We start from the raw sequence: 23,460 nt of genomic DNA, 5'->3' as shown, positions 1-23,460 counted from the left end.
TTCCAATGGGCAGACTCTACATCAGATCGAGGGATCTTTCGGGGGGCAGGTCAGTGGGTGTGGACGCGCGCGGCTATGCCGGACTGGACTCGCTCGCACACGGCCCAGTCCTGCCGGTTGACAAGGTCCCGGAAGTCGACCGCGTCTGACGGTGCGCGAGCCGCCGCAAGAGAGATACGCAAGCAAGAGCGGTGCGGCCTTTATCCGGTTGCAGAGCGGAAAAAAGGAGCAGGTGATCGTTCCGACGTTCGTCTTCCGTTGTGCCGCCGACCTATTGGTTTAATCGCACGTTTCAGTCCGAGGACGGACGTACCTCTATAGATGCCCGGAAAGTCTGTTCGCTTGCTCCAGTATGGCATAGGATAAGGTCGATCCAAAGGCACACGCATGACTTCTCGCCCAGATAGCGAACCATCCCCACGCGCAGCTCGGTCGCCGAATACTATCGGCATGGTTTGAACCTTTCTGGCCCATCTCGACCGAGTTCTCTAACGGGAAGGAGTTGGGCGAGTATGAATTGATAGTATCCTACGCATCCAGTCCAATTAACCCAAATCGTTCATTGCGCCACGTTGACATGATTAACGTGTGCGTTGCGATCAGGCTTTGTGCCAGAAATGCCGACATATTTTCCCGAACATACGGGATGAGAGGAACCGGATGTGTAACACCCGCCACACGCCCTGCAACCATTGTGTCAGAATATTGCAGTCGGCTCCGTAATAAACAGCCTTTATGATACCACCCGGCAACCAACCAATGTCACTGGCAATGTCAATGGCATCAATTGTCATAAAATTGAAAACTTACAATAATGAAAGTTCAAAAATAGAACGATTCTCTGACTTGAGTCTTAATTGCACAATCTCAGTTGACCGCAGAACTACTTAGGGTCACTCTGCAAAATGCGAGATTCGGCCATTGTGGCCATGTTTTGACATTAAAACAGGGGAACCGGGGCTATGGCGATCTTTATTGGTCAGGTGGCAACTAACAACGTATTCACGGGCACAGCGGTTGCCGATACGTTCCAGTTCGCGGTGCTGATCTTAACGCGCTCGATACGGTGACCGGTGGCGGCGGCGGCGATGTGTTGCAGTTGACGACTGCCGGTGCGCTGGCGGTTGATGCGCTGACCGGGGTTACCGGTGTTCCGACGATCCAGTTGAATGCGGGCGGCAACAGCATCACGCTGCTCAACAGCAACCTGACCGGGGTTTCCGGCTCGAAGATCATCGTTAACGGCGGCGCGGGTGACGATACGGTCGATGCGTCCGGGCTGACCGGCATCAATGCCGTCGATATCCGCTCGGGTGCGGGGCTGGACACGCTCAGGGGCGGCGCGGGGTCGGACTCGTTCCGCTTCGCTGCGGCCGACCTTGCCGGCGATACGATCAGCGGCGGTCTCGGCAACGATTTTCTGGTCCTGACCACGGCGGGGACGCTGGCGCCCACGGCGCTCGCCAACTTGAGCGGTGTCGAGATCGTTCAGCTGGTGACCGGCACCAACGGGCTGACACTGGTCAATGGCAACTATACCGGACTGACGGGCACCCTGATCACCGTCTTTGGCAACAGCGGTAACGACACGCTCGACGCTTCGGGCCTCACCGGCGCGAACGCGGTCGATCTGCGCGCGGGCGCGGGCCTTGATGTGCTGAAGGGCGGTGCGGCGAGTGACTCCTTCTACTTCGCTGCTTCCGATCTATCGGGCGACACTGTCCTCGGCGGCCTTGGCCTCGACTACCTCAATCTAACGAGTGCAGGTACGCTGTCGGCAGCCGCGATTGCGAACATGAGCGGCGTCGAGGCGATCAATCTCGCCGCCGGCACCAACAGCCTGACCTTTGCCAATGCCAACTTCACCGGGTTGACGGCTGGCAAGATCACCGTGACCGGCAGCAGCGGCGACGACACGATCGACGCCTCGGTCATTACCGGCACGTCCAGGGTCGATCTGCGCGCGGGCGCGGGCCTTGATGTGCTCAAGGGCGGCGCGGCCAATGACCTGTTCGGTTTTGCAGCAGCCGATCTTGCGGGCGATACGATTAGCGGCGGCCTCGGCAGCGACATTCTGATCATGTCCACCGCCGGCACGATGGCGGCAAACGCGCTGGCGAACATGAGCGGCGTCGAGTCGATCAATCTCGTCGCAGGGACCAATGGCCTGACGCTGGTCAATGCCAACTACACCGGGGTGGCCAGCGGGCGTATCATCGTCAACGGCAACAGCGGCAACGATACGCTCGATGCCTCGGGTCTCACCGGCACCAACGCAGCCGATCTGCGTGCGGGCGCGGGTACGGATATCCTGAAGGGCGGCACCGGGGCTGACTCGTTCCAGTTCGCGGCGGCAAACCTCGATTCGCTTGACACGGTGACCGGCAATGCCGGGGCCGACCTGCTGCAGATGACAACGGCCGGCGCGCTCGCCGCCAACGCTCTCACGGGCATGACCGGGGTCGAGACGATCACCCTGGCCAATGGCACCAATTCGGTCACGCTGCTCAACAGCAACCTGACCGGCGTCTCGGGTGCGAAGATCTCCGTGAACGGCGGCACGGGCAACGACACGGTCGATGGTTCGGGCCTCACCGGCAGCAACGCGGTCGATGTCCGCGCAGGCGCGGGGCTGGACACACTCAGGGGCGGCGCGGGTTCAGACACCTTCCGCTTTGCGGCGGCCGACCTTTCGAGCGATACGATCAGCGCCGGTCTCGGCAACGATTTCCTTACCTTCTCCACCGCCGGGACGCTGGGAGCTACGGCACTCGCCAACATGGCCGGTGTCGAGATCATCCAGCTGGTGGCCGGCAACAACGGCCTCACGCTGCTCGATGCCAACTACACCAACGTCACGGGCAGCAAGATCACCGTCTTCGGCAACAGCGGCAACGACACGCTCGACGGCTCGGGCCTGACCGGCGTCAACGCGGTCGACATGCGCGCGGGCGCGGGGCTGGACGTGCTGAAGGGCGGCGCGGGGAATGACTTCTTCTACTTCGCCGCAGCGGACCTGGCGGGCGACACGATTCTGGGCGGCCTTGGCAGCGACTTCCTGATCCTGTCCACCGCCGGGGTGCTGGCGTCCAACGCGCTGGCGAACATGAACGGCGTCGAGGGGGTCAATCTCGCGGCGGGTACCAACAGCCTGACCTTTGTCACCGCCAACTTCACCGGCGTGACTGGCGCAAAGATCACCGTCACCGGCGGCACCGGCGACGACACGATCGATGGCTCGGCGGTCACTGGCGCCAACGCCTTTGATTTCCGCTCGGGCGCGGGCCTCGATGTGCTCAGGGGCGGCGCAGGCGCGGACTTCTTCCGGTTTACCGCCGCCGATCTGTCGAACGATACCGTGCAGGGCGGCAGCGGGAACGACACGTTGCAGGTGACCACTGCGGGTACGATCCTGGCAAGCGCCCTGGCCAATGTTTCCGGGGTTGAAGTCATTCAGCTCGCCAACGGAACCAACGTGTTCAACCTGACCGATGCGATGGTTTCCTCAGCCACCGCGACGACTGTGTCGGTCATCGGCGGAACCGGCGACGATCTGATCAACGGCGGCGATGTGATCACGGCGACCAACCGGCTCGATCTCACGGCCGGCACTGGCAACGACACGCTTTATGGCGGTTCGGGCGCGGATACCTTCCGGTTCGCCGCCAGCGCGCTTGATGCCGGTGATGCGGTGAACGGCGGGACTGGCGCGGTGATCGACACATTGGCGATAACCGGGGCCGGCACGATCGACCTTGCGGGTGGCAACGTTCAGCAGATCGAGGCACTGACGACCGACAATTCCGCCCACACGATCCTGCTCGACGACGGGGTTGTCGGCACGGCGCAGAACACCACCTTTTCGGTCACCGCAGGCACGGGCGTGGACACGCTCGATCTTTCGCGTGTCGAGAATGCAGGCAACGCGGTGCAGGTCGATCTGGGCGATGGCGGCGATACGCTGATCCTGAGCGTCTATGATCCCCTTTACGGCGTATATGGCAGTCCGGCGCCGGGCTTGGTTTCCGGCACGCTGGGGGCGGGCAACGACACGCTCAAGGTGACAAGTGGCTACTTCCAGGCGCCGTCAACACTTTCGGGCGGCACGGGCACAGACACGATCGAGATCAACAACTACTACGGCAACAGCACTACGCTAAACGCGTTGGTAACCGGGTTCGAGATCGTCAATCTGGTCGATACGATTACGGGCGGCGGATACGGCGTCAACTTCAACTCGAACGATACGGCAGGCCTGACGGTCAACGGGCAGAACGCTAGCAACGCCTACTATATCTATCTCGGCGCGGGTGGACAGACTGCGAACGGCAATGCCCTGACCGATGCCTTGATTGGCGGCAGCGGCAACAACACGCTGAATGGCAATGGCGGCGACGACACTATCGATGGCCGCGGCGGTTCCAACACCGCGGACGGCGGCGCCGGCAACGACAGCGTCGTGTGGCATGCTGGCGATGCCGTGGTGGCAGGCGGGGCCAATACCGACACGCTGATTTCGACGACTGGCGGCAATTTCGATCTCAGCCAGGCGGATCAGAGCCTGGGCGACACCGTCAACACGACCGGCTTCGAAAACATCAACCTGCTGCAGGCCTACGATCCCTACAGCGGTTACAGCCTTTACAGCACCGTTGGCGGCACCGCGAAGGGCAGCAGCGGGGCCAACGTGATCAACGGGTCGGACTTCGACGACGTGCTCGATGGCAATGGCGGTGCCGATCAGGTGTTTGGCAATAGCGGCGCTGATCGCATCACCTATCGCGGCAGCGAACAGGAGATAAACGCGTACTATCAGGGTTACACCTACGATGTGGGGCAGAACGACACGCTTGTTCTGGCCGCAGCGGTCGCTGTCGATCTGAACAACGCCGACCAGACTTCGAGCGACACGGTCACGGTCGCGGGCTTCCAGAACGTCGATGCCACCCCGCTTTCGGCCGGGGTCAGCGTGAACGGAGACGGCTTCAACAACCGCCTGATCGGCGGTTCCGGTGCCGACACGCTCAGGGGCAACGATGGCGAGGACTGGATCGATGGCGGGGCCGGCCTCGATGCGATCAATTCCGACAATGGCAATGACATCGTAACCTATCGCGGCACGGCCAGCACCATCAACGGCGGCGCCGATACCGACACTCTGCGGGTGCTTGGCGCGGCGACGATCAACCTCAACAATGGCGACCAGACCAGCGGCGACACCGCTGTTGTCAGCGGGTTCGAGAATGTGGACGGATCGGCCTCGGCGGCGACGGTGACGGCGATCGGGCGCAATGACGTACGCAGCGTGCTTATCGGCGGCAGCGCGGCCGATACTTTGACCGCTGGCGCTTTCGGGGCGGATATCACTGGCAATGGCGGAGCCGACACATTGGTCGGAGGGGCCGCAAGCGACAGCTTCTATATCAATTCCGGCGATGTCGCGGCGGGCGAATCGATCAATGGCGGCGGCGACACCGATTATCTCTTTGTGCGTGGCACGTCTAACTTCTCATCTGCCACACTTTCGAACCTTGAATACCTTTTTGCCACGGCGGCCGACGCCAATGGCAACCTGCTCAATCAAGGGATGACAGTGACGCTCACCGGCGCGCAGGCGGCCGGGTTCCAGTACATCTACGCGAACGGCTCCTATAGCGGCACCACAGAGACGTTCATAATCAACGTGGCGTCGGGCACGGCGGTCGATCTGTCGGCGGTGAGCTTCTATAACTTTGACACAACCGATACCCTCACCATCAACGGCGCGGGCGGTAACGAGACGATCACCGCGCCGCTGTTCGCCTGCGTCATCCGCGGCAACGGCGGCAACGACACGATCAAGACAACAACGGGCTACGGCTACTGGGCCGAAGGTATGCAAGTGTTCGGCGATGCGGGCAACGACCGCATCGACTATGGCTACCCTGGAACCACTGCCACGCTTGACGGCGGTGCCGACAGCGACACGCTGGTGTTCAGCTACAACTATGGTGGCATCGGCGACCAGTTCGACCTTACCTCGGCTACCGACCAGTCCCTTAACGACACCGTCACGGTCAGGAACTTCGAGAACCTTGACTGGAGCGCCGGCATTTACAGCGGCCTTACCGTGACCGGCAGCAGCGCTGCGAACAACATCATCGGCACCCAAGTGGCCGACACCATCGACGGCGGCGCGGGTCTCGATGTCATCGACGGGCAGGCTGGCAACGATGTGATCACCTATCGCAGCACCTCGAGCGTGATCAAGGGCGGCGCGGACACCGATACGCTGAAGGTGTTCAGCACGGTGACGATCTTCCTCAACAACGGCGACCAGACCAGCGGCGACACGGTGGCAACCAGCGGGTTCGAGAATGTCGATGCTTCGGGGTCTTCCGTGTCGGTGACAGCGACCGGGCGGAGCGATCTGCGCAGCATTCTGATCGGCGGCAGCGCCGCCGATACGCTCACGGCCGGCACGTTCGGCTCGGACATCTACGGCAATGGCGGGGCAGACACGCTGACTGGCGGGATCGGGAACGACAACTTCTATATCAATTCCGGCGATTTTGCCGCGGGCGAATCGATCAACGGTGTCAGCATCACCGATTATGATCAGCTCTTTGTCCGCGCGACCACGGACTTTACCGTCGGAACGCTCACGAACCTTGAAACTCTCTTTGCCGCTGCACAGGATGCGCAGGGCAACTATCTCGAGCAGGGCATGACGGTCACGCTGACCGGTGCGCAGGCGGCCAGGTTCCAGGCCATCTCTGCCAATAGCGGCTTCAGCACCACTGCCGAGGCGTTCGTAATCAACGTGGCGTCGGGCACAACAGTCAATCTGTCGGCGATCGCCTGGTATTACTTCGATGATTTCGACAGCATTGCCATCAACGGGGCGAGCGGCAACGAAACCATCACCGGGCCGTATAATATCGCCACCGTCATCCACGGTAACGACGGGAATGACACCCTTCGGACGTCCGCGCCGGCGGGCGGTTTCTGGGGCGACAACACGCAAGTGTTCGGCGATGCCGGCAATGACCGGATCGACTATGGCTATCGCCTCTACGGCACGACGCTCGACGGCGGGGCCGATACCGACACGCTGGTCCAGAGCTACAGCGACGGCGAATACACCACCATCTACCTACCCAACGCCGACCAGACCATCGGCGACAACGTGGTGGTCAAGAACTTCGAGAACATCGACTGGTCATACGGCTACGGCGTCGACATCACCGGCAGCAGCGGGGCGAACAATATCCTCGGCAGCGCGTTGGCGGACACCATCGACGGCGGCGCGGGTCTCGACGTGATCGACGGCCAGGGCGGCAACGATCTGATCACCTATCGCAGCACCGCCAGCACCATCAAGGGCGGGGCTGATTACGACACGCTGAAGGTGCTCGGCGCTGTGACCATCAACCTCAACAATGCCGACCAGACCAGCGGTGACACGGTGACGGTCACCGGGTTCGAAAATGTCGATGCCTCGGGATCGGCAGTGGCGGTAACGGCGACCGGGCGCGACGATCTGTATAGCGCTCTGACCGGCGGCAGCGCTGGCGACACGCTTACGGCTGGCGCTACGGGTGCTTACATCACCGGCCTTGGCGGGGCGGACACGCTCGTTGGCGGGGCCGGACAGGACAGCTTTTACATCTATGCCGGTGATGTGGCGGCGGGCGAATCGATCAACGGCGGCACTGGCACCGACTATCTCTACGTCCGCGGCACGAGCGACTTCACGGTCGGTTCGCTGTCCAACGTGGAGTACCTCTATGCCGAAGCTGCCGATGCTTCGGGCACGCCGATCGAGGCGGGGATGACCGTGACGCTTACGGGCGCGCAGGCGGCAAGCTTCGCGCTAATCCAGGCGAACCAGGCCTACAGCGGCAGCACTGCCGAGGCGTTCATCATCAATGTGGCCTCGGGTACGACGGTTGACTTGTCGCAGATCGGCTGGAGTTCCTTCGACGTCAACGACAGCGTGGCGATCAACGGTGCTGCGGGCAACGAGACGATCACCGGGCCTTATGCCATCGCTACCACGATCCACGGCAATGGCGGCAACGACACCTTGAAGACCAATCCGAGCGTCGGTTACTGGGGCGCTGGCACGCAGGTGTTCGGTGATGCGGGCAATGATCGCATCGACTACGGCTATCGCAGCAATAGCAATACGATTGATGGCGGTGCCGACACCGACACGCTGGTGTATAGCTACTATGAGGGCGTGCCCGACCAGATCGATCTTTCGCAGGCGGCAGACCAGAGCATTGGTGACACCGCAGTGGTCAAGAACTTCGAGAACCTTGTCTGGAGCGGCAGTTACTACGGCCTCACCGCCACGGGCAGCAGCGGGGCCAACAGCATCATCGGCAGCCAGGCCGATGACATTATCAGCGGCGGAGGTGGGATCGACACCATCGAAGGCGCCGATGGATATGACACGCTGACCGGCGGGGCGGCGGGCGACGTGTTCGTGTGGACGACGCGCTACAACACGAACGACACGATCACCGATTTCCTCGCCTCCGAAGACGATCTGCGCTTTACCGCAAGCGCCTTCGACTTCAACGGTGCAGCCTTCGACCAGCGTCTGGCTACCGCGTCAACCGCCACCGACATCACCGGCAAGGATCTGATCATCTACACCGGCGCTGCGCTCAACAGTGTCGGCGATGTCCAGACCTACCTGAGCGCGGCAACGGGCGGCAGTGTTGGTGAAGGGGTGTTCATCGTGGGCAAGGACAGCGCGAACCACACCGTGCTCTACCACGCGCTCGATGCCAGCTACACAGTCAGCGCGAACATCGTCGAAATCGCCGATCTGGGCACCCTGACCGCGCCGACGTCGATCCAGCTGGCCGACTTCCTGTTTGTCTGAACCGGGTTGGGGCTGCGAACCACGCAGCCCCAAACTTTCCAGATTGCAGGCCGGCCGCAGTCCGCCGCAGCTCAGGGTTCCTGGCAGCGGCTTATGTAGCGCCGGATATCGAGGCTGAGATCCTCGATAGGCGCGTAGTAGCCGTGGGTGTGGACGCGCGCGGCGATGCCCGACTGGACACGCTCGCAAACGGCCCAGTCCTGCCGGTTGACGAGGTCCCAGAAGTCGACCGCGTCGGCCGGGTCGAAATCGGGCTTTGCCACTTCGTCCGGGTGAAACAGGAAGCGGCACTCGATCACGGTGCGGTCCTCCGCCACGGGCCAGAGCAGGAAAGCGGCGGCATGCTCGCATGAAACGCTGAGCATCAGGTTGGGATAGATGAGTTCGCCCTTGTGCCGCACTTTCTCCTCCTCGGAGAGGCCGGGGAAGGGGGCGCGGGTGGTAGTGCCGCTCATCGTGTAGGTGAATGCACCCTCGCGGTGCGGGATGCCCGCTTCCCAGTCGAGATCGATGCCGCCGCGCTCCCTGAATGCGGGGACGATGGCGGTGAGCTCCGGGTGAACGCCGGGGCAGTGGTAGCATTCGTTGTAGTTTTCGAGGATCAGCTTCCAGTTCGCCTTGAGCTCGTAGCGGATCGTTTTCGCAGTCACGAGATCGGCGAGCGCATAGTTCGCAAGGCGCCGGGCCGCATCGGCAAGTCCTGCGGCAAAATCGGGCGCTGTTTCCGGCGAGAGATTGAGGAACACGAAGCCGCCCCAGGTCTCCACGCCCACCGGGTGCAGCGGGAACGCGGCCTTGTCGAAGCCCGGCGTGTCCTGCAATTGGGGCGCGGCCAGAAGCCGCCCGTCGAGCCCATAGGACCAGCCGTGGTAGGGGCAGCGGATCATCGTCTTGCCCACAACCCCGGCATCGAGCGTGACGCCCCAGCGCGCGTCGTTCGAGGGATCGCAGATGCGCGCGCCGCGGTGGCGGCAGACGTTGTAGTGTGCATGGAGCGCGCCTTCCTTGCCGCGCACCACGATCACGCTTTCGCCTGCGATATCGAGCACTGCGTGGTCGCCGGGGCCGGGCATATCCTCCTCGCGGCCTGCGCAGAACCACTGGCGGTGGAAGATCGTGGCGCCATCGCGCGCATAGGCTTCGGCCGTCAGATAGGCGGCACTTTCCAGCGACTGTTCCATTCCGCCATTGGCCTGCTGCCCGCTCATTGCTGACGCCTTCCGTTCTGCCTATTAGACGCTTGCCTTATAAGCGGCCTTGCGGCACTCATCCAGTGCGAAAGCGAAGGGAGCCGGGAAGCGGCAGCGCCATGGATGTGACGGGCAAGGTCTGGGATGCGATTGTCGTCGGCGCGGGGCACAACGGGCTCACTGCCGCCGCCTATCTGGCGCGCGCGGGCCGGTCGGTGCTGGTGCTGGAAGCGCGGCCGATCGTCGGCGGGGCCTGCGTCACCGAAGAAGTGATCCCCGGGCACCGCGTCTCCTTCACGTCCTACATCGCCTCGATGCTGATGCCCACCGTGATCCGCGATCTCGATCTGGGGCGCCACGGCCTCGCCATGATCGCCTGCGATCCCATTCTCACCGCAGCGCTGGGCGAGGGTGAGATCATCCGCTGGTGGGCCGATACGGACCGCACCGCACAAGAGATCGCCCGCTTTTCCGCGCGCGATGCCGAGGCGTTTCTCGAAGTCGATCGCAAGCTCAAGGTTCTCGCGGCCTATCTCCAGCCCTTTTTCCTCGAATCCCCGCCAGACCTTGCCGCGCGCGGGCTCGACCGGCTGCGCGAGGGGCTGCGCCTCGTCCGCCGGTTCCGCCGGATCAAGGGCACCGAGATCGGCGAGATGGTGACCTTCCTGACGGGCAGCCTCGGCGAATTTCTCGACCGCCATTTCGAGGCGGACGCGACCAAGCGCATGATCCTGGCCAACAATGTCTACGGCAAGCACGGCGGGCCTTACGAACCGGGCTCGGCGGTTGGCCTGCTGTTCCATCTGCTCGCGGGCGGGGACAAGGCGGTGCAGGGCTTCAACGGCCATGTCATGGGCGGCATGGGCGCGGTTTCCGGCGCTATCGCGGCGGCAGCGCGCGGGTTTGGCGCGGTGATCGAGACGGGCGCCCCGGTCAGCCGGATCGAAGTGTTCGGCGGGCGGGCGACCGGCGTCACCCTTGCCGACGGGCGGCAGGTGCGCGGCGCTGTCGTGCTGTCGAATGCCGATCCCAAGCGCACTTTCCTGGGCCTGCTGGGCGAGGGCGATCTGCCGGATGATTTCCGGCGCGATATCGCCGCGATCAAGATGGGCGGCCCGGCGGCCAAGCTCAATATCGCGCTTTCGGGCGAGCCGACGGTGATTGGCCGCAAGCCCGATGCCACCCCGCTTGAGCGCGCGCTGCTCACCATTGTTCCGACGCTGGAAGGGGCGCAGCGCTGCGCCGATATCGCCCGCTTCGGCGAGGTCCCCGAAGAACTGTGGATCGACTGCGTAATCCCCAGCCTTGTCGACGACAGCCTCTGCCCCCCGGGGCACCACATGCTTACCTGCTTCATCCAGTACGTGCCTTACCACTTGCGTGAGGGCACCTGGGACGAGAAGCGCGAGGCGTTCACGGAATCGATCATCCGCCAGATCACCCGGCATATGCCCGATCTGCCCGAGCTGATCCTTGGCCGTACCATGCTCACTCCGCTCGATCTGGAGCGGATCTATGGCCTCACCGAGGGCAATATCTTCCACGGCGATCTCCACCCCGGCGCGCTGTTCTCGATGCGTCCGGTACCGCGCTGGTCGCAGTATCGCACGCCGGTCGAGGGGCTCTACCTGTGCGGGGCAGGCGCGCATCCCGGCGGCGGCGTCACCGGCGCTCCGGGGCACAATGCAGCGATGCAGGTGCTGCGCGATACCAAGGGGCGTCGCCGCTGATGGCCGGCGCAGCGCCTCATCCTCCCAAGGTGATGGGCGTTGCCGATCTTGCGATGTTCTATGTCGTGACCGGCGTCAGCCTGCGCTGGATCGCGACCGCGGCCGCCTTCGGGCCGAGCTCGATCGTGATCTGGGTCGGCGCGCTGACCTGCTTCTACCTGCCTTTCGTCCTTGCCATCGTCGAGCTTTCCTCGCGCTACCCGCAGGAAGGCGGGCTCTACGTCTGGACCCGGCAGGCTTTCGGGCCTTACGTGGGCTTCATGGCTGGGTGGAGCTACTTCACCTCGAACCTGCCCTATTTCCCGAGCGTACTCTATTTCGACGCGGGCAACGCGATCTACATCGGCGGGACGAGCTGGCTGCATCTGCGCGAAAGCCCGACCTTCTTCATGACTTTTGCGCTGCTGGCGCTGGCCTTCATCACGATGATCAACATTGTCGGGCTGCGCTTCGGGCGCTGGCTGCACAACCTTGGCGCGGTGGGCATGTGGGGGCCGGCGCTGATCGTCATCATCATGGGCGCGCTGGCGTGGTGGAACTTCGGCTCGGCCACGAAGTTCACGCCGGATGCCTTCGTGCCTGTGGTCGACGTGCAGCACATGATCGCGTGGTCGGCGATGGCCTTCGCGCTATCGGGTGCGGAGACGGCTTCGTTCATGAGCGGCGAGATCAAGGACCCGCGCCGCACGATCCCGCGTGCGCTGCCGATCGCCGGGCTGGTTATCGTCTCGTGCTACATCATCGGTACGTTCGCGGTGCTGCTCGCGATGCCTGCGGGCGAGGTCAACACGCTGCAGGGGCTGATCCAGGCCGGGGCGGTGGCGGCGCAAAAGCTGGGGGCGACGTGGATCATCATCCCGCTCGCGTTGCTGATCACGCTCGGCAATCTGGGCGCGGCAAGCGGGTTCCTGTCATGCACCGCGCGCATACCGTTTGCGGTGGGCATCGACCGCCTGCTGCCGCCGGTGTTTGCCGCGGTCCATCCGCGCTGGGGCACGCCATACGTCGCGATCCTGCTGCAGGGCGGGCTCGGCGCGGTGTTCTGTATCCTGGGGCAAGCGGGCACGGGGGTAAAGGGCGCCTACGACGTGCTGGTGAGCATGGGCATCATCGCCGCCTTCCTGCCCTTTGCGCTCGTGTTCCTTGCGGTGATCCGCTTGCAGGGCGAACCGGCCGATACGCCGGTCACACGTCTGCCGGGAGGCCGTGTGACCTCGATCCTTTCCGCCCTTGTCGGCCTTGCGACCACGCTGGCCGCACTGATCCTCGCCGCGTTTCCAGCGCCCGACGAGCCCAACAAGCTCCTTGCCGTGATCAAGATCCTCGGCCTCACCGCCGTGCTGCTCGGCAGCGGCACGCTGGTCTACGTGCTCGGCCAGCGCGCGGCGCGGCGCAGCGCCTGATGGCGACGAACCCGGCACCGGGCGCGGGCGTGGCACCGGCCCGGCGCCGCCGCGCCTCGCCGCTGGTGCGGCGGGCGGACCTTCTTGCCGCCACCGTGAGCTGCCTTGCCCGGCTGGGCGCGCGCGGCACCACGGGACGGGAGATCTGCCGCCAGGCGGGCGTCAGCCATGGCCTTTTGCGCCACTACTTCCGCAATCCCGACAATCTCCTCCTCGAGACATACGAGCAGCTGTGCGAGGACATGCTCGCGCAGCTCGAAGCGGCGGCGCTGCCGTTCGGCGCCGATCCGTGGGAAGCGCTCCACCGGTATTTCGTGGCCGTGTTTTCCGACGACTGGGCCAGCCCCGAGATCATCGGCGCGTGGATGGTATTCTGGCAGCAGGCGCGCAGCCGCGCCGATTTCGCTGCGGTGTCCGATAGCTTCAACTTGCGCCAGCGGATCCTGCTCGAGCGGCTCGTATCGGACTTGCCGCTTCGCTCCGCCGCGCTTCCCGTCGCCGATGCCATCGCGCTCCTTTCCGCCGTGCTCGACGGGCTCTGGATCGAATACTACCTATCCGACAAGCGCACGCCGCTTGCGCGCTGCATTGCCCTGTGCGATGCGGCGGCGCGTCGTCTTTTCGGCGCTTGAAGCGCGCCGCGATGCGACAATCGCATTTCCGTCTTTTGGTGCGGGAATAAACCGCGACCTGCTGCGTTGTGAGGTGAGAAGGCCGGTTTGCATCGCGTCCCCTGCGCGCTGCGCAGCGGCCGGTGCCCCGCGCAAATTGAAAGGCTGATCCATGTCCACGATCACAGGAACCACCGGCGTCGATACCCTCACCGGTACGGCCCTTGCCGACAAGCTCTACGGCCTTGATGGCAACGACATTCTGAAGGCGCTGGCCGGGAACGACCTTCTCGACGGCGGCAAGGGCAACGACACGATGTTCGGCGGGGCGGGTAACGATACCTATATCGTCGATTCCGTCGGCGACGTGGTCACCGAACTGGCGAAGGAAGGCACTGACATGGTCAAGGCCTCGATCAGCTATGCGTTGACCGCCAATGTCGAAAACCTGCTGCTAACCGGCACAGGCAACCTCAATGGCACGGGTAACGAGCTGGCCAACATGATCACCGGCAATGACGGTGCCAACACGCTCTCGGGCCTTGCCGGCAAGGACACGATCCTTGGTGGCGGCGGCAACGACACGATCATCGGCGGTGCCGGCCTCGACACCATGACCGGCGGCGCCGGCAATGATAAATTCGTGTTCGCCCAGGCGGATTTCTCCAGCAAAACCTCGAGCGGTGCCGATACGATCGTAGACTTCACCGCAGGTGACAAGATCGACCTCAGCGCGATCGACGCTCTGGTATCGGCAAGCGGCTACGGCGCATCGGGCAACCAGGCGTTCCACTTCATCGGCACCAACGGCTTCCACAACCACACCGGCGGCGAGCTGCGCTATGCCGTCTCGGGCGGCAACACCTACGTCTATGGCAACATGAACGGCGATACGAGTGCCGACTGGTGCATCAAGCTCGACGGGGTGCACACGCTCTCGGCGGGCGATTTCATACTCTAGCGGGCCTTTGCGCCCCCGCCGCCATTTCACGATCGGAGTTCCTCCAATGACCCTGTCTTCCGTCCAGCGCCGCTGGCGCAGAACCTTGCTGTCCGGCATGGCCGCGATCGCCGCACTGCTGCCCGCTGCCACACGTGCCGATACTGATGCGCTCGATCTCGCGAAGTATCGCGGCAAGGTCGTCTATGTCGATTTCTGGGCCTCGTGGTGCGGGCCGTGCAAGCTCTCGTTCCCGTTCATGCAGCAGCTCGCCGCGCGCTATCCGGCAGGCGATGTCGCGGTGGTGACGATCAATCTCGATCGCCAGCGCCCGGCCGCCGAGGCTTTCCTGCGCCAGGTCCACGCCAGCCTGCCCGTGGTCTACGATCCGGCCGGAAATCTGGCAAAGACGTGGAAGGTGGCCGATATGCCGACTTCGCTGGTCTTTGACCGCAAGGGTGCGATGCGCTTCCGCCACCAGGGCTTCTTCCCCGGCAAAGCGGCCGAATACGAGGCACATATTGCCCAGCTGGTGCGCGAGAAATGAGCCGGCTGCGTCTCATCGCGCTGATCGCGCTAGCGTCTTCACTCTCAGCTTGCGCGCACATTGGTGCGCAGCCGTGGCAGCGCGATGTGCTGGCGCGCAAATCGATGCAGCTCGCGCGTGAGCCCGCGATAATGGCCTTCGACGAGCACACCTATTTCAGCAAGGAAGCGGCCTCGGGCGGACGCAGCTTTGATGGCGGGGGCTGCGGATGCAATTGAACCCGACGGGCCTTGCAGCCACCCTCGGCGTGCTCGCGGGCGCGCTGCTTCATGCAGCGCCGGTATCCGCGCAGGCCGATCCGGGCGCCGCACCTGCGCCCGCACCAAACGCCTACGACGAGACCTCCAGCGAGGCCGGAACGATCGTCGCCGACAGCGCGGTGCTCTATTATCAGGAGGACGATAACCGGGTCCGGGTCATCGAGTCCGAAACCGGGCTTACCTTGAATTCGGCGAGCGGCCTCATCGTCTCGGGCAAGTTCACTTACGATTCGCTCACCGGCGCCACCCCCAACGGCGCGGCGCGCAGCCGCAATGTGGTGCAGACCTTCCGCCCGCCCGGCAAACGCGGCGGACCTCTGCCGGCTGCAGAAACCCGCAGCGAAGGAGAGGGCGATACCACCACCGGCGCCTCGGGCATCTACGAGGTCCCGCGCGGCCGCCTGCCGGTCGATGCGGGCTTCAAGGATACGCGCAAGGCTGCCGATCTGGGGATCACGCTGCCGCTCGCAAGTACGCTCAAGCTGAGCCTGGGCGGCGCAGGTTCGTGGGAAACCGATTTCACCTCGTACTCGGGCCGTGTCGGGCTCACCAAGGAGCTCTTCCAGAAGAACACGACGCTTTCGCTCGGCTTCAATTACGAGCGCGACAGTTCCAAGCCCTTTACCGGCATTCCGCGCCCGCTCGGCAGCATGGGCGAGACGGTGATCGGCACCGGACGGCACAAGATCGTCACCAGCTTTGTCGCCGGGGTGACCCAGGTGCTTACCCCTGGCTGGCTGGCGCAGCTCAACTGGAGCCACGGCGTCTCGAACGGCTACCAGACCGATCCCTACAAGCTGGTTTCGCTGGTCGACCGGGACAGCGGCGATCCTTTCGCCTACATCTACGAGAAACGCCCCGGCCGCCGGGTGCGCGACAGCATCTATGCCGGCACCAAGTTTGCGCTTGGCTCTGCGGTGACCGATGCCTCGGTGCGCTGGTATCATGACAGCTGGGGCATCCGCTCCTGGACCTTTGCGCTGTCCGAGCACGCGCCGCTGGGCCGCAGCGCCTATGTCGAACCGGGCATTCGTTACTACCGCCAGACCGGCGCGCGCTTCTTCCGCAATTATTTGCTGCTCGACGAGGACACGCCCGCTTTCGTCAGTGCGGACAGCCGGCTCGGTGCGTTCCATGCCTGGACCTTCGGGCTCAAGGCCGGGGTCAGGATCGCGCACAATGTGGAACTCTACGGTGCAGCGGAGCGTTACATCCAGGAAGGCCAGCGGTTTGACCGCACGGCCCCCGGCAGCCTCGCACGCACCGACCTGTTCGCGGGCTCGAAATCGGTAAGCCTGATCACCGGGCTGCGCGTCACTTTCCGCTGAGGTGCGCAGCCAGCATACAAGGAACCACGACATGGCTTATCCGCTTCGCGCATGGGCCGGGATGCTGCTCGCGGCGCTGGCCTTTGCACAGCCCGTGCCTGCAGCGGCCGGGGCTGCTGCCGACCATGAGCACTACCGCGCCGAACTCGTGCCCGAAACCCGCGCGCCCGCGCCGGGCGGCACACTGACCGCCGCGTTTCATATCGCCCTCAAGCCGGGTTGGCATATCTACGGGCCCATTCCGGGCGATACCGGCTATGCCCCCATGGTGACCTGGACCGCGCCTGCTGGCACCGGAGAAGGCCCGCTGCGCCATCCTCCGGCGAGGCGTCTCGTGCTGGCGGGCCTTGTCAGCAATGTCCACGAAGGTGATGTCGTACTGCTGCAGGATCTGCACCTGCCGCAGAGCCTTGCCGTGGGCAGCGCGTTGCCGCTCGCCGCGCATCTCGATCTGCTGGTTTGCTCGGAAAGCTCCTGCGTTCCCGATCCGGTTGACCTCGATCTTGCGCTTGCCGTCGGCGCTGGTGCGCCCGATCCCGCTGCGGCGCCGCTTTTCGAGCGTGCGCGCGCCGCCATCGCGCCGCCGCCCACCGCCGCCAAGGCCTCAGCGCCTGCCGTGCCCGCGCTTGATCTTGCCGCCTATGCGCTGGTCTTCGGTGCGGCCTTGCTCGGCGGGCTCATTCTCAATCTCATGCCTTGCGTGTTCCCGATCCTCAGCCTCAAGGCCATGGCGCTTGCACGCTCTGGCGGCAATGCGGCCCATGCGCGGCAGGAGGCGCTGGGCTATTCCACTGGGGTTATCGGCACGATCCTCGCCCTTGGTGGCGCACTGCTCTTGTTGCGCAGCGCCGGGAGCGCGGCGGGCTGGGCGTTCCAGTTGCAGAACCCGTCAGTCGTCGCGGGCCTCCTGCTTCTCGTTACCGCTATCGCGCTTAACATGGCGGGCCTGTTCGAGCTGCCCTCGCTGAGCGTCAACGGCAAGCCCTCCTCGGGCTTCTCGGGCTCGCTCGCGACGGGTGCGCTCGCCGCTTTCATCGCAACGCCGTGCACCGGGCCGTTCATGGCAGGCGCGCTGGGTGCTGCATTGATCATGCCGCCGCTCGCCGCGCTGGGCGTGTTCGCCGGGCTCGGGCTCGGCATGGCGCTGCCCTTCCTCCTGCTCGGCTTCTGGGCCCCTGCGCGCCGCATGATGCCGCGTCCGGGCCAGTGGATGGTGACCTTGCGCCACGTGCTGGCCGTGCCGATGTTCGCGACTGCATTGGGACTTGCCTGGCTTGTCGGGCGGCAGGCTGGCACCGGCGCCATGACCGCCGCGCTCGCCGCTGCGCTGCTCATGGGCCTCGCGCTCTGGTGGTACGGCACGCAGCAGCGCGCCGGCCACCGGGGCCTTCCCGCACTGGCGCTGGCGATGGGGGCGCTTCCCGTGATCGCGCTCGGAGTCGTGCCAGCGCCGGTGGCCGCGACGGCCCCTGCGGATTCGCTCGGCGGTCAGCCCTTTGCGGAAAGCCGCCTCGATGCCCTGCGCCGCGAGGGCAAGCCGGTCTTCGTCTACTTCACCGCCGACTGGTGCCTGACTTGCAAGGTCAACGAAGCCGCAGCGCTCGATACGCAAGCGGTCGCGAAAGCCTTCACTACCGGCGGTGTGACGGTGCTGCGCGGCGACTGGACTCGGCAGGACGCAGCGATCAGCCGCTTCCTCAAGGCCCATGGCCGCGCCGGTGTGCCGCTTTACCTCTGGTATCCGGCAGGCGGCGGCGAGAGCGAACTGCCGCAAGTGCTTACCCAGGACCTGCTTGTGGGCCTCGCCCGCAAAAGCTGAGGCCGAATGAACCCGGCCCGGTCTTGCCCTCGGCGCCGCCACGTTGCACAGACGGCGGCGCAGGCAGCTGGAGCCGGGAATGACGCATTATCGACAGCGGAAGTGGTTGGGGGCGGGGCTTTGCTTGTTGGGGATCGCCGCTCCCGTGGCGCTCTGTGCCCAGACCGCCGATGAGCCCGCACCTGATAGCCGCGACAGCCTGCGCGTCAGCGTGGGCGGGACTTATGCCGACGGGCGCTATGGCCAGACTGTGCGGACCCGGATTGTCACGGTGCCGGTCTCGGTCAAATACACCCGCGGCCGTGTCAGCGTGAAAGTCTCCACGGCCTATGTCCACTTGCGCGGCCCGGGCACCTTGCTCGATGGCTCGGGCAGCGGTGCCTCGAGCGGGGGCAGCGGCAGCGGCGGCGGCGGCGTGGCGAGCGAGCCGGAGATCGAGAACGAAGGCGGCAGCACCGGCACGAGTGAGGGTGAGGGCAAGGGTGCGGGACCTGTAACCGGCGCCACCATCATGACCCCTGCGCCGCTGCGCAATCGCGGCGGGCTCGGCGATACGACCGTCACCCTGGCCTACAATCTGCCGCTTGGCGCTGGCCTCAGCCTCGAGCCGCGCAGCCGGATCAAGCTCCCCACCGCCTCGGCGCGCAAGGGCATCGGTACCGGCAAGGTCGACGTGACGCTCGCTGCCGATCTGGTCGGCAGCTTCGGGCCCACCACGCTCTATGCCAGCGTGCGCCGCCGTTTCCTCGGGCGCACCCCGCGCTTTGCGCTGCGGGATGGCTGGGGTTTTGGCGCAGGGGCGAGCCGGGCGCTTGGTCCGGTCATCACGCTCGGCGCGGATTATGACTGGCTCCAATCGGCGACCCCGGGGCGCGGCCCGATCAGTGAGGGCACCTTGTGGATCAGCGCGCGCCTTTCGCGCCAGCTGCGCCTTCAGGCCTATGGCGGCACCGGTTTTTCCGCACGCAGCGCCGATGCGATCGGTGGGTTGACGCTGGTCTGGCGGCCCTAGTTCCAGCCTTTACCGATGAGGTCCCGCTCATCGGCAGCACTCACCGGATCGGAAGCCTTGAGCCGCTGGTAGGCAGGCTCGAGCGCAGCGGGATCGGCCCCGCCCGCAACGGCAATGCCCCCGCTGTCCGGCGCCGTGCCGGAACGCGCACGCGCTTCGATTGTCCAGCGCCCGGCACCTGCGCGACAGGCCAGAGCTGTCTCGTCGCCCTCCCGGAACTCGCGGCACCAGCGCCCGTCGCCCGCGCGTACGGTAAGCAGCGGGGTCACCGTGCGGCCATCGGCGAGATGGGCCGGGGCGAGCGAGGCGGTACGCTCCAGCGCGGCGGACAAGTCATCGGTCGGGGCAGGGGCGCGCAGCGTGAAGATCAGGGCGGCAGCAAAGCTCGCCGCCATGACCGAACCGGCCGCCAGCCAGCCAAAGCGGGCCCGGCTCGGGTTGTCGTTGGCAGCGGAGGGCGGGCCACCAAGTCCCAGCCGCGCGATGAGATCGTCGTCGACCGGCCGCACGGCGCGCAGCAGCGCATCGGCCAGCGCTCGGTCGTTCGCGCGCCAGGTCTCGGCCTTGGCGGCAAGCTCCGGATTGCGTTCAAGCTCAGCGGTATAGGCTTCGGCCTCTTCCGGCGTCATCGCGCCGTCGAGCCAGGCGGCAAGCCGTTCGTCCTCGTTCATGCTCATCGGACTATCTCCCTGCTCGCTGCCAACTGCTCGGCGATGCGCTGGCGGGCGCGGGCGATGCGGCTCATCACGGTGCCGATCTGGACACCCATGGCCTCGGCCGCCTCACGGTAGCTCAGTCCTTCGACCACCACGAGCAGGAACGTTGCGCGCTGGTCTTCGGGCAGTGACTTGAGCACCGCTTGCGCGGCAGCGAGATCCGAGCGCGCCTCGGTAATCTGGCGTCCGTCATCCCCGGGCACGAACTCGGCCGCTTCCAGATCAACGCTCGTCCCGCGCCGTTTCTGGCCGCGCGCGCGGTCTATATTGAGGTTCTGCGCGATGCGGTACATCCAGCTGTCGAGCCGGCTGCCTTCCTCGAACAGGTGCTCGCCCCTTAGCGCGCGTTCGACAGTGGCCTGCATGAGATCGTCTCCATCGTGCGGCGAACCCGCCAGCCCCTCGCAAAACCTGCGTAAGCGCGGCAGCAGCGCGATGATGCGCGGCCGCAAGCCGGTTCCTTCAGATCTGCTTGGTTTCATCTTGCTCCACCACAACGCTCGCGTGTCCTGCTTATTCCCGGCGCGCGAAATCGGCAAATCGCGGCGCACCACGGAATAGGCCGCGCCGCCAGGCGTTGTTGCCGGTGAATGGAGTGTATAGGGTCGGAACATGCGGCGGTGGTGGATCAGAGTGGTGGTTGGCATGGGCCTGATCGGCCTTGCGACCACGATCGCCGCGCAGGAGCGCGAAGTTCCCGAACCGCGCGAGGTGCCTGAGCCGCGCGAGGCGCAAGAGGTCCGTGAAGTCGAACCGCGCGAGACCGAGACACCTGAAGTGAAAGAAAATGCGGCCGAAGTCGAAACCCCCGGGGAAACCGGCTTGGCCGAAGCTGGATGGCAGGCCGACGCCATCCGCGACGAGGGCGCCGAGCGTGACGAGGTGGGCAATCCTGTGCGCGCGGGTGAGCTCATCGCGTTTGCGCTCCCAGCCGCGGCGGAAAGCGGGCTTGTCGCCAAGGGCTACCGCCTTATCCGCCGGAGCAGGCTTGCGGCGCTGGGCGAGGAGGTCGTGCGTCTTGCCGTCCCGCACGGGCGCAGCCTTGCCGAAGCCTTGGCCGAAGTGCGTGCCGCCGCGCCGGATGCGGTGATCGACTACGACCACTACTATGGCCTCGGCATTGCCGGGCGGGGCCACGCGAAGCGCGAGCGCAAGGCCGTCCCCGCGCCCCCGGCACCGTCAGGCTTTACCGTAGGCATGGTCGATACCGCTGTTGCGGCACATCCAGCGCTTGGCGGCGCGCGCGTACTCGCCTGGCCCGGCGGCGATCCAGCTGCTACCCCCGCATCCGCACAGCACGGCACCGCGATCGCCTCGCTGCTTGCCGCGCGCGGGGCAACGACGATCTTCAGCGCCAATATCTTTCGCGGACCCCCGCAGCGGCCCTTCACCTCGATCGATGCGCTGGTGGAGGCGATGGAGTGGCTGCTGGGGCAGGGCGTGCCGGTGATCAACATGAGCATTGCCGGTCCGCCCAACGCGCTGCTGCAGAAGATGGTCGGCCTTGCCGGCGCCCGCGGGCAGATCATCGTGGCGGCGGCGGGCAACAATGGCCCGGCTGCAGCCCCGGTCTATCCGGCCGCCTTGACCGGGGTGGTCGCGGTGACGGCGGTCGATCCGGCGCTTCGCATCTACCGCTATGCCAATCGAGGCCGCTACATCGGCGTTGCCGCGCAAGGAGTAGGCGTGCTTGCTGCCGCTGCTGGCGGGGGCTATGCGCGCTATACTGGCACCTCGTTCGCCGCGCCGCAAATCGCTGCGCGGCTCGCCACCTGCCGTGCCTCGGGCACTGGTAGCGCCGCCTGCATCGAAACCTTGCGCAAGGCCGCGCGCGATCTCGGCGCGCCGGGCTACGACGAGGTCTATGGGCACGGCTACATCGAGTAGGTGCCGCCTCAGGGCAGCGGCGTGATGGTCCCGCCGCTCGCGGTGTAATTGCGAACGAAGACAGGCTTTTCTACTTCGGCCGAGGGCAGGAGGACCACCGAGTCCGGCCCCGCACCGGTCACCCGCACACGCTGTGCCACGAGCGGCCCCGCTGTCTTCACTCGCCCGATCCCGGCGCCGGAAACGACCGAGACTCCCGTTCCCGCCACGCTGGCATAGACCCGCGCCGTCCCGTCCGGCTCGACAGCGAGCGTCACGGTCTCGTCGATGCCCAGTCCGATGAGCGGCGGCGCCTCTGCCGGTCGGCCGGCCTGGGCCTTGGCGATAAACGCGAAGAGGCGCCCAAGGCGCGTGCGCTGGGTGAAGTGGCTGTCGGTGATCACGCCCTTGAGCAGCGCAAGATGAAGGAAGCCGGTCTCGATCGTGGTGCCGTGGCCATAGGGATCGGCGAGGCCTTGCGGGCTCGTGAGGCTCTGTCCGTCCATCGCGCCGTAGAGGTACTCGCCCAGGATCGCGAGGCCGGCGCTCGTGCCGCCGAGCGGTTTGCCCGCGCCCACATGGGCGTCGAGCGCCTCGGCAATCGGGGTCCCGCGCCAGCGCCGGACATAGCGCGCCTGATCGCCGCCCGCGATGAACACGCCGTCGGCCTTGCGCAGCGCTTCGAGGAGATGCGTATCGCGCGAGGCCGAGCGCTTGTGGATCACGAAGGTCTCGGCCGAAAGCACCCCGCCGATCTCGCGCACGAATTCGGTGCCGGCTTCACCCGCCTGCGAGGCGCGCAGGATCACGATATGACCGTGCCCCGCCTTGGCAAAGAACCAGCGCAGCGCCGCAACATTGTGCTCGCCGCCACCCATCAGCAGCAGCCCGCCCGAGACCGGAGCGGGGGTGGCCGCGCTCACATCGCCCTCGATATAGTGATCCAGCGCCCGCGCGGCGGCCTGGGGTGCGAGGCAAGCGGCCAACAGCGCGGCAACAAGACCCATGATCCAACCGGCTAAACTGCGCACTCCGATCTCCAAGCCATGACGGTTCGGCCAGTGTGTGGCACAGGAACAGTGGGGGTGCAAAATTGCCGAGCATTTCCGGCGGCCTGCTTCCCGCCAGTGACACCCCGATCGTCCGCTTGACCGCGCTCG

At 65.3% G+C, this 23,460-nt stretch carries 15 protein-coding genes; 11 read left to right on the top strand and 4 right to left on the bottom strand.

Translation table 11 applies throughout. The annotated features are described in order from the left end of the window. Window positions 1-1,066: 1,066 nt before the first annotated feature. Window positions 1,067-8,878, top strand: a complete 7,812-nt coding sequence (locus WCL10_RS06540) for a calcium-binding protein (protein ID WP_336894830.1) — start codon at window positions 1,067-1,069, stop codon at window positions 8,876-8,878. A 71-nt stretch (window positions 8,879-8,949) separates the two neighbouring features. Here the strand turns inward: WCL10_RS06540 and WCL10_RS06535 are convergent, their stop codons facing one another. Further along, window positions 8,950-10,086, bottom strand: coding sequence for an aromatic ring-hydroxylating dioxygenase subunit alpha (locus WCL10_RS06535; RefSeq protein ID WP_336894829.1), 1,137 nt, complete (start codon window positions 10,084-10,086; stop codon window positions 8,950-8,952). Window positions 10,087-10,151: 65 nt separating this feature from the next. Between WCL10_RS06535 and WCL10_RS06530 the strand changes: the two genes are divergently transcribed. From WCL10_RS06530 to WCL10_RS06490, 9 genes are all read left to right on the top strand, one after another. After that, complete coding sequence (locus WCL10_RS06530; RefSeq protein ID WP_336894828.1) at window positions 10,152-11,798, top strand: NAD(P)/FAD-dependent oxidoreductase; 1,647 nt, start codon at window positions 10,152-10,154, stop codon at window positions 11,796-11,798. Beyond that, window positions 11,798-13,201: an APC family permease gene (locus tag WCL10_RS06525; protein WP_336894827.1), complete on the top strand. Its 1,404-nt coding sequence runs from the start codon at window positions 11,798-11,800 to the stop codon at window positions 13,199-13,201. The genes WCL10_RS06530 and WCL10_RS06525 overlap by 1 nt, the downstream gene beginning before the upstream one ends. Continuing rightward, complete coding sequence (locus WCL10_RS06520; protein WP_336894826.1) at window positions 13,201-13,833, top strand: TetR family transcriptional regulator C-terminal domain-containing protein; 633 nt, start codon at window positions 13,201-13,203, stop codon at window positions 13,831-13,833. The genes WCL10_RS06525 and WCL10_RS06520 overlap by 1 nt, the downstream gene beginning before the upstream one ends. A 151-nt stretch (window positions 13,834-13,984) precedes the next feature. Then, window positions 13,985-14,773 (top strand): hypothetical protein, encoded by a 789-nt coding sequence (locus tag WCL10_RS06515; protein ID WP_336894825.1) that lies wholly within the window; start codon window positions 13,985-13,987, stop codon window positions 14,771-14,773. Between the two features lie 46 nt (window positions 14,774-14,819). Then, window positions 14,820-15,299, top strand: coding sequence for a TlpA disulfide reductase family protein (locus WCL10_RS06510; RefSeq protein WP_336894824.1), 480 nt, complete (start codon window positions 14,820-14,822; stop codon window positions 15,297-15,299). After that, the gene (locus WCL10_RS06505; protein WP_336894823.1) at window positions 15,296-15,517 is read left to right on the top strand and encodes a DUF4266 domain-containing protein; all 222 of its coding nucleotides are present in this window, start codon (window positions 15,296-15,298) and stop codon (window positions 15,515-15,517) included. The genes WCL10_RS06510 and WCL10_RS06505 overlap by 4 nt, the downstream gene beginning before the upstream one ends. Next, window positions 15,508-16,887 (top strand): DUF3570 domain-containing protein, encoded by a 1,380-nt coding sequence (locus WCL10_RS06500; protein ID WP_336894822.1) that lies wholly within the window; start codon window positions 15,508-15,510, stop codon window positions 16,885-16,887. Before WCL10_RS06505 ends, WCL10_RS06500 begins: the two co-directional genes overlap by 10 nt. 31 nt (window positions 16,888-16,918) lie before the next feature. After that, a complete protein-coding gene (locus WCL10_RS06495; protein ID WP_336894821.1) occupies window positions 16,919-18,706 on the top strand; it encodes a thioredoxin family protein in 1,788 nt (595 codons plus the stop codon). Between the two features lie 145 nt (window positions 18,707-18,851). Continuing rightward, window positions 18,852-19,718: a hypothetical protein gene (locus WCL10_RS06490; protein WP_336894820.1), complete on the top strand. Its 867-nt coding sequence runs from the start codon at window positions 18,852-18,854 to the stop codon at window positions 19,716-19,718. Here WCL10_RS06490 and WCL10_RS06485 read toward each other — a convergent pair. Together WCL10_RS06485 and WCL10_RS06480 are read right to left on the bottom strand one after the other, a co-directional pair. Then, on the bottom strand, window positions 19,715-20,395 hold the full coding sequence (locus WCL10_RS06485; protein WP_336894819.1) for a hypothetical protein: 681 nt from the start codon (window positions 20,393-20,395) through the stop codon (window positions 19,715-19,717). The two genes, WCL10_RS06490 and WCL10_RS06485, sit on opposite strands and share 4 nt — an antisense overlap. Beyond that, window positions 20,392-20,886 carry an RNA polymerase sigma factor gene (locus tag WCL10_RS06480; RefSeq protein ID WP_336894818.1) on the bottom strand — a complete coding sequence of 165 codons (495 nt, stop codon included), beginning with the start codon at window positions 20,884-20,886 and terminating at the stop codon, window positions 20,392-20,394. The genes WCL10_RS06485 and WCL10_RS06480 overlap by 4 nt, the downstream gene beginning before the upstream one ends. Before the next feature lie 160 nt (window positions 20,887-21,046). Between WCL10_RS06480 and WCL10_RS06475 the strand changes: the two genes are divergently transcribed. Further along, window positions 21,047-22,321 (top strand): S8 family serine peptidase, encoded by a 1,275-nt coding sequence (locus WCL10_RS06475; protein WP_336894817.1) that lies wholly within the window; start codon window positions 21,047-21,049, stop codon window positions 22,319-22,321. Between the two features lie 8 nt (window positions 22,322-22,329). Here the strand turns inward: WCL10_RS06475 and WCL10_RS06470 are convergent, their stop codons facing one another. Beyond that, window positions 22,330-23,307 carry a cyanophycinase gene (locus WCL10_RS06470; protein ID WP_336894816.1) on the bottom strand — a complete coding sequence of 326 codons (978 nt, stop codon included), beginning with the start codon at window positions 23,305-23,307 and terminating at the stop codon, window positions 22,330-22,332. Window positions 23,308-23,460 lie beyond the last annotated feature (153 nt).

Source organism: Novosphingobium sp. (assembly GCF_037133355.1).
In the GTDB taxonomy this organism is placed as follows: Bacteria; Pseudomonadota; Alphaproteobacteria; order Sphingomonadales; family Sphingomonadaceae; genus Novosphingobium.
This window is presented reverse-complemented; position numbering and strand designations above follow the sequence as displayed.

Bases quoted from the DNA above. Each gene is read 5' to 3' on its own strand.
- WCL10_RS06535 (WP_336894829.1), bottom strand. From the start codon at position 10,086: ATGAGCGGGCAGCAGGCCAATGGCGGAATGGAACAGTCGCTGGAAAGT.
- WCL10_RS06505 (WP_336894823.1), top strand. From the start codon at position 15,296: ATGAGCCGGCTGCGTCTCATCGCGCTGATCGCGCTAGCGTCTTCACTC.
- WCL10_RS06510 (WP_336894824.1), top strand. From the start codon at position 14,820: ATGACCCTGTCTTCCGTCCAGCGCCGCTGGCGCAGAACCTTGCTGTCC.
- WCL10_RS06470 (WP_336894816.1), bottom strand. From the start codon at position 23,307: ATGGGTCTTGTTGCCGCGCTGTTGGCCGCTTGCCTCGCACCCCAGGCC.
- WCL10_RS06495 (WP_336894821.1), top strand. From the start codon at position 16,919: ATGGCTTATCCGCTTCGCGCATGGGCCGGGATGCTGCTCGCGGCGCTG.
- WCL10_RS06515 (WP_336894825.1), top strand. From the start codon at position 13,985: ATGTCCACGATCACAGGAACCACCGGCGTCGATACCCTCACCGGTACG.
- WCL10_RS06525 (WP_336894827.1), top strand. From the start codon at position 11,798: ATGGCCGGCGCAGCGCCTCATCCTCCCAAGGTGATGGGCGTTGCCGAT.
- WCL10_RS06500 (WP_336894822.1), top strand. From the start codon at position 15,508: ATGCAATTGAACCCGACGGGCCTTGCAGCCACCCTCGGCGTGCTCGCG.
- WCL10_RS06485 (WP_336894819.1), bottom strand. From the start codon at position 20,395: ATGAGCATGAACGAGGACGAACGGCTTGCCGCCTGGCTCGACGGCGCG.
- WCL10_RS06520 (WP_336894826.1), top strand. From the start codon at position 13,201: ATGGCGACGAACCCGGCACCGGGCGCGGGCGTGGCACCGGCCCGGCGC.
- WCL10_RS06475 (WP_336894817.1), top strand. From the start codon at position 21,047: ATGCGGCGGTGGTGGATCAGAGTGGTGGTTGGCATGGGCCTGATCGGC.